Annotated in this window: 7 protein-coding genes and 1 pseudogene; all 8 read left to right on the top strand. The window is 37.0% G+C overall.

What is annotated here, in order from left to right:
- Positions 1–1,192, top strand: a 1,192-nt coding sequence (locus SORDD24_RS02900) for a CHAP domain-containing protein (protein ID WP_061407883.1), incomplete at its 5' end; no start/stop codon positions are given.
- Between the two features lie 14 nt (positions 1,193–1,206).
- Positions 1,207–1,797, top strand: coding sequence for a hypothetical protein (locus tag SORDD24_RS02895; RefSeq protein ID WP_061407252.1), 591 nt, complete (start codon positions 1,207–1,209; stop codon positions 1,795–1,797).
- 123 nt (positions 1,798–1,920) lie between these two features.
- A complete protein-coding gene (locus tag SORDD24_RS02890) occupies positions 1,921–2,739 on the top strand; it encodes a ParA family protein (protein WP_061407250.1) in 819 nt (272 codons plus the stop codon).
- Complete coding sequence (locus tag SORDD24_RS02885; protein ID WP_061407248.1) at positions 2,736–3,008, top strand: hypothetical protein; 273 nt, start codon at positions 2,736–2,738, stop codon at positions 3,006–3,008. Before SORDD24_RS02890 ends, SORDD24_RS02885 begins: the two co-directional genes overlap by 4 nt.
- 26 nt (positions 3,009–3,034) lie before the next feature.
- Complete coding sequence (locus SORDD24_RS02880) at positions 3,035–3,415, top strand: replication initiator protein A (protein WP_061407880.1); 381 nt, start codon at positions 3,035–3,037, stop codon at positions 3,413–3,415.
- Between the two features lie 20 nt (positions 3,416–3,435).
- Entirely contained in the window at positions 3,436–3,762 is a 327-nt protein-coding gene (locus tag SORDD24_RS02875; RefSeq protein WP_061407247.1) for a hypothetical protein, read from the top strand.
- A 109-nt stretch (positions 3,763–3,871) separates the two neighbouring features.
- Positions 3,872–5,209, top strand: a complete 1,338-nt coding sequence (locus SORDD24_RS02870; protein ID WP_061407245.1) for an ISLre2 family transposase — start codon at positions 3,872–3,874, stop codon at positions 5,207–5,209.
- A gap of 782 nt (positions 5,210–5,991) precedes the next feature.
- Positions 5,992–6,258: pseudogene (locus SORDD24_RS11600) on the top strand (arginine decarboxylase); the annotation flags it as partial.

The following is a 6,258-nucleotide window of genomic DNA, read 5'->3' as shown; positions in this document are numbered from 1 at the left end:
AACTGGCGACTCCACAGTTTCTTCAGCTGATGGTTCCATCGATGACTTTGTAAAAAAGCACAAGGAAGCCTATATCCTGTCTTGGAAGGCAGGAGGTTTCCTACCTTCAGCTTCTATCACTCAAACGATGATAGAGAATGGGTTCAATTTTACGAATCCTAATGGTACTTCCTTCTGGAAAGCTCACAATATGGGAGGTGTTAAAACCTCTAGTAAAAGTAATTTTCCAGTTACTCTTGCGACGTATGGTGAAGATAGTGTTGATTTAAGTGGGACAAAGCCTGGAGCGAATGTCGGAGACGGTACAGGAGGAGCTTATACTTGGTTCTCTAGCTACGATGCAGGGATCGTAGGGAAAGCTGAGTTTATGGCTCACCAGACACTCTATAAAGGGGCTATAAACAATACAAATGGTATTGCTAGCCTATCTGCTATAGCAGATGGTGGATGGGCCACAGATGGCACTTATAAGAGTAAACTAACTGATATGTACCAAAAACTAGGTACGAAGTATCAGTGGCTTGATAAGGAAGCTATTGCTGCTCATGGTGAGAAACCTTATGAAGGATCCAGTACACAAGATGTCAGTTCTTCAGATAGTGCGGTGTCTTCTTCAGCTGAAAGAAGTGGATGTGGTGAGTCAGGTAGCAGTACCGATGGAACGGGAACTGTCCCTTCAGATGCGACTGCGTGGGGGTATAAACCAGAAGACTTACCAGATAGCTTGAAACCATTCATTATTGATCCTAAGAGCTTAGGCATGGATTATGCCAAGTCTACAGGATGGTATAATCCTGGAAGTGACGAGTATGCTGGACAATGTGTGAATCTTACAATTAGCATGGGAAATCACTTATGGGGTCATTCTGGCTCAGTACAGGGAGATGGGAAAGATCAAGCGGCGGCATGGGCTGCAATATTTGGAAATTCGGTTAAGACTACACCCAAAAGAGGCGCTATTTTTTCTTCACAGGTAGGAGGCGGAGGATATGGTCATACTGGAATTGTATGTCATGTTTTCGAGAATGGCTCTATATTATTTGTAGAACAAAATACACCTCTGAGTGGTTGGGATCAGTTCAAAACTCCATATACATGGAATTATCGTATTTGGACTAAATCACAACAACAAGAACAGGTAATCTCTTTTGCTTATCCAGATGACAGAGAAGCTAAATTAAGTTCAAATTAAAAGGAGGATATAAGATGATTGATTGGATAAAGGAGAATATGGTTGTATCGATTGTAGTAGGTATTCTATTGATTTTGGCAGGAATAGGGATTGTATCGAGTTTCAGGCCATCTCAACAAACTAAAATAGAAGAAACGGCTCAGGTGAGTTCTTCAGGAACCGCTCAAAACGAACCGTCTTCCAGAGAGGAAACAGCAGACGAGAAGAATTATCGGACAGCTAAGTTAAAACTAGAACGCCCCTATGCAGAGGCAAGCTCAGAAGACAAAAAAGAAGTGTTAAAAGCCTTTGAAGAAGCAGTAGCAGATATAAAAAAGACGAAGTTTCTGCCAAATGTCAAGGGAACAATCGAAAATCATTTATCTATGACACAGAATGCGATGGTTCAAACTTTTGCGATGGCTCTTCTGACGAATCAGTATGATTTCCAACCTGAACAATTGGAAGTGATGCCAACTGAATCAGATGATGTTATTCAATTTTTGATTGTTCTAACTAAAAACGGAGAAGAGAACAGCTACTTCGTTGGAAATTTCAATACTACGGTTCAACAAATCCAGCTAAAAGCCTATGTTGGTGGAAATATAGGTGGTACATACGGCTAACAAGTTGCACAAAAAGTTATATAACTTTTTGTGCTTTTATATTGACAAGAAAAGTTGTTTTAGGTATAATTAAGTATATAAAAAGTTATATAACAAAATATACAATTATCCAAGGAGGGAATCATGAAGATTCAGACAACAAACTTAGGTAAAGGTGGCGGTGGTAAGACTACAGATACCTTTAATGAAGGGGATTGGTTGGCACGTGTTAAGGGGCTTAGAACACTACTCATTGATGGAGCCTGGGAATGCAATTTGACAAGAACATTTGATGTAAAATGTGAGAAAACCGTCTATGATATATTTACGACTGGAGAGTATGAAATTGTACCAATATCAGAAAACCTTAGTCTGATTTGTGGTGATGAGCGTTTGACGGATGAGCAGTTAGATCTTGCTAGTCGAAACAACAAATATCTTCAGTTGTTTATGTGGTTTAGCGAACATTACGAAGAGTTAGAAGCACAATTTGATGTCATTCTGATTGATACGCACAATGACGAGAGCCTAGTTACGGCTAATTTTATAGCTGTGTCAGATATTGTCTTGGCTGTTTCTGATGCCTCTCTTAATGGTTTTCGTGCCTGGTTATCTTTGAAAAATTTTGTAGACTTCATTAAGAGCGAAGCTATCGAAGTTATTACTAAGAAAAGCTATGTTAAAGCAGAACCTTATCTTATTGGAAATAAGATTAAGTACGTTGGAAACAATGTAACAGACACCTGTAAACAATTTTTAGAAGTTGTTGAAGAAGATCAGGCTTACTTGGGATCTATCCAGGAGAAAGAGCTCATGGCCAAGAGTCTTGTGATCAGTCAGAGTGTCTTTGAGCAGCATGAAGAGATGACAGCTAACCAACAAGAGACACATCAGAAGTTTTATGATAATATAAACTACGTATATGAAAATATTTTGAATGTGTTAGAAGGAGAGGTAGCATGACAGAGAATCGATTTGCACAAGTAAAACAAACGTTCCAGAGTACACCAAAGAGAGAAAAGACTCTTTCGTCGAGGAAACAAAATCAGGAGGCTAGAAAGTCTCCTGACAGCTATAACAAAAAGCAACGTTTTCCTTTCTCTCTGCATCATAATGTTCGATATGATATGTTAGATTCTTTAGTAGAGTTTCACGGTGAAAAATCAGCTTCATCTTATATTGAGAATCTGATTATAAGAGAATGGGAAAAGATGGAGCGAAAGAAAAAATAGCGTTCCATGAGAAAGGAAATGTAGCAATGAAATACTTATCAAATCTATCAGATATTCCAGAATTTTCTTCAGCAGCAATAGATTCAGGACAAATTGTCATCCCTCGTCCAATAATAGACAACCCACAGTTCAATGATTTGAAGAGTAGTGGAATTTTTCTCTACATGCTTTTATTAAATCGTTTAAGAGCTGCAGTTGACTTTGAATTAAAAGGATATGATGAAAATGGAAATACTTTTGTATGTTACCCTGTAGAGGAGCTAATGGAGGCTCTTCAAGCAGGTAAAAGCAAAGTAATTTCTTTGAAAAAGAAGCTAAAGAATCATGGTTTAATTGAAGAAGTCCACCAAGAATCCAATCTACCCAATAGAATTTATCTAACAGATGAGATTTTAAAATATTACTGATGAAGTAGGAGGAATCTACAATGATTTTCATTGACGTTAAAAGACTTGTTCAGCTGCTCTTTATTTTTATCGGAGCTATAGCGGTCTATGTATTTTATAAGACGTTTGGTCTTAGTATGGTGTTTATAGTCGTTTTAGGGTTGGCTGTTTTAAAATTCGCTCCAGCTTTCTTCCCAGTTGTATTATTACTGTATTTGGGCCTTCACTTTACAGGCGGTTTTTCCTTTATTGCAGATGGAATTGTGACGGTTTTATGGAGTATTATTTTGATTCCTATGGGGATAGCTACTATTGAAATGAGCAAATCCTATTTTAGTAAGAAAGAGAAACCCTGGTATGACAAGTAAGAGTTTATCTGAAAAGATAGGCTCTTTTTTTGTCAGAACAAAGGATTATTTGAACATTCAGGTCAAAATTTATTAAAATAAGCGTAATTTTAATAAGGGAGGATTCTGAATGGCTTTCTTTGATGAGAGAGAACTAAAAAATCAATTGCTGTTTCAAAATGCAAAAGAATTTTATAACTTTGTTTCTAGGTATGATGAGGAGATGATTCCAGTCATGAAAGCAAAGGGCTATACCTGTATTCATTCAATGGAGCGAACCGTCGCTTTTACATTTGGTGAGTTTACTTTCAGGAGAAGACGTTGGAAAAAGGGAGATCATTGGGTCATTCCAGTAGATGAAAAGTTAGGGCTTCAGAAAAACGTCCGCTTCTCCTGGGAATTTATGTATCAGGTGGCCAAATTATCTACTTTAATGCCATATGATAAAGTAACTCAGGTGATTCAATTGACTTATCATATCTCTATCACAAAGCCAATTGTGGTAAAAGCTGTAAAAATCTGTGAGAAGTTATTGGAGGAAAGAGAAGGCTATCGATATTATGAAGAAAATAAAGAGGTTAGCAAAAGAAAAGCCCAGGTTATTTATATTGAGGGTGATGGTGTGATGGTTAAAGCACGTGACACACAGAAAGATAATAAACATTATGATTTATCCCATTTTGTAGTCCATACAGGAAGCCAGAAAGTTGGTAGCAATCGATTTGAACTCCAGGATAAAAAAGAATTTATTGGCCTTGACAACCGCTTAGTGAGGGAGCAGGTGATCGATTATCTGTTCAATAATTACGAAATTACGAATCAGACTTTATTGATTACGAACTCTGATGGAGGTCATGGATATACACCCTATGTTTTCAAAGAGATTGCGAAGGTTTTGCGAATTAAACGCCACGAACATTTCTGGGATGAGTATCATGTAAATAAGGAGTTGAAGAATTATCTAAAATTTTACTCTGAGGATCTATTAGAGAGAGCTTTCCAGGCGATTAAGCAACATGATAAGCAGTTAATGAGAACTGTCCTAGATACGACCGAAAGTTATATCGATACAGAAGAAGAACAAGAGTTGTTTGAGAAGTTCAAGAGTAAAATATTGAGAAATTTCCAATATACCAAACCAGCCGAACAGAGAGGATTCAGTCATGCAGGTATCGGGATAATGGAAAGTCAGCATCGTAAGGTCACTTATAGAATGAAAAAAAGAGGAATGTATTGGACTCTTGCTGGAGCTGAAACGATGAGTCGGATAATTGTTTTGAATTATGAGGATTCCTTGAGGGAACTATTCTTTGGCAACTGGAGAGAGGATTATGAAAAATTTATTTCTTTAGAGGAAGTTTCTGCTTATACCATTAAAAAAAGAATGAGTAAAACGGAAAAAGAAAATACATCTAGATATCAATGTTACCCTGATAGTAAAAGATTATCCTACTTCCGAAAACAATAGAAGTACATAACAAAGTATATAAAAAGTTATATAACAATAACCTTTGTAAAAAAAGGTCTTTTTGTGCTACAATCAAACACAAAATGCTTGCGCGGTGTGTAAAAATGTGTTATAATTTACTTAAATTAATCGAATAAAAAAAGACGAAAAGTGCGCTAACACTTCTCGCCTTACCGAGTAAGAAACCGACCTTCTTACTCAGTCTTTAATTAATGATACCTGATAAGTGTATCAATGTCAAGACTGAGCAAGAAATTTGTTCAGTCTTTTTTTAAAACTCGGTGATGTTCTCCTAAAAAATGTATGAATTTAGGCGTTCTAAAAAATTCTACCGCATACAACTTTCACAAAATACTTTACAAGCTCTTGTAAACATGATATAGTTATAAGGCTTAGAAAATGAGATGATGTTTTCTAGTAAATATAAACCCGAGTAAAAAATGCCTACGGACAGGCAGGGTTGAATGCCGAAGCGTGGTTGAAAAGCCACATTATTGATAGGGTTAAAAGCCTACTTTTATAAGTTGATGTTAGGACACTTGTCCTAATTCATAAATTTTAGTGTGGTGAAAGCACACGTCATCTTGTGAAACGATCAATAAAGTACGTAATATTTGCTACTAGAGAGTTAGGAAACATCGGGAACAGACATACTCAACAGAAACCAAAATAAACACGTCATTAGATTGCAGAGCAGGTGAAAACCTGCTCTTTTTTCATAAGTCAACCTTTGGTCGCCCTCATCATTTTGAGGAGCTTAAAATACGGTAAAGGAGTATGTCTTGAAAAAGTTAGATCAAAATCAGGCCCCAATTTATGAAGGTCTGGTAAAGCTAAGAAAGAAACGGATTGTTCCCTTTGATGTACCAGGTCACAAACGCGGACGGGGAAATCCAGAACTTGTTGAATTGTTGGGAGAAAAATGTGTTGGCATTGATGTCAATTCTATGAAACCCTTAGATAATTTAGGTCATCCTATTTCGATTATTCGAGATGCAGAGGAGTTGGCAGCGGATGCTTTTGGAGCAGCGCATGCCTTTCTCATGATC

It is taken from the genome of Streptococcus oralis (genome assembly GCF_001579175.1).
Lineage (GTDB): Bacteria > Bacillota > Bacilli > Lactobacillales > Streptococcaceae > Streptococcus > Streptococcus oralis_O.
Note: the sequence above shows the minus strand (reverse complement) of the source record. Positions and strands in the feature narration are given on the sequence as shown.

What these genes read in the sequence shown, in the direction of transcription:
- SORDD24_RS02895 (WP_061407252.1), top strand. Translation starts at nt 1,207, where the DNA reads ATGATTGATTGGATAAAGGAGAATATGGTTGTATCGATTGTAGTAGGT.
- SORDD24_RS02890 (WP_061407250.1), top strand. Translation starts at nt 1,921, where the DNA reads ATGAAGATTCAGACAACAAACTTAGGTAAAGGTGGCGGTGGTAAGACT.
- SORDD24_RS02885 (WP_061407248.1), top strand. Translation starts at nt 2,736, where the DNA reads ATGACAGAGAATCGATTTGCACAAGTAAAACAAACGTTCCAGAGTACA.
- SORDD24_RS02880 (WP_061407880.1), top strand. Translation starts at nt 3,035, where the DNA reads ATGAAATACTTATCAAATCTATCAGATATTCCAGAATTTTCTTCAGCA.
- SORDD24_RS02875 (WP_061407247.1), top strand. Translation starts at nt 3,436, where the DNA reads ATGATTTTCATTGACGTTAAAAGACTTGTTCAGCTGCTCTTTATTTTT.
- SORDD24_RS02870 (WP_061407245.1), top strand. Translation starts at nt 3,872, where the DNA reads ATGGCTTTCTTTGATGAGAGAGAACTAAAAAATCAATTGCTGTTTCAA.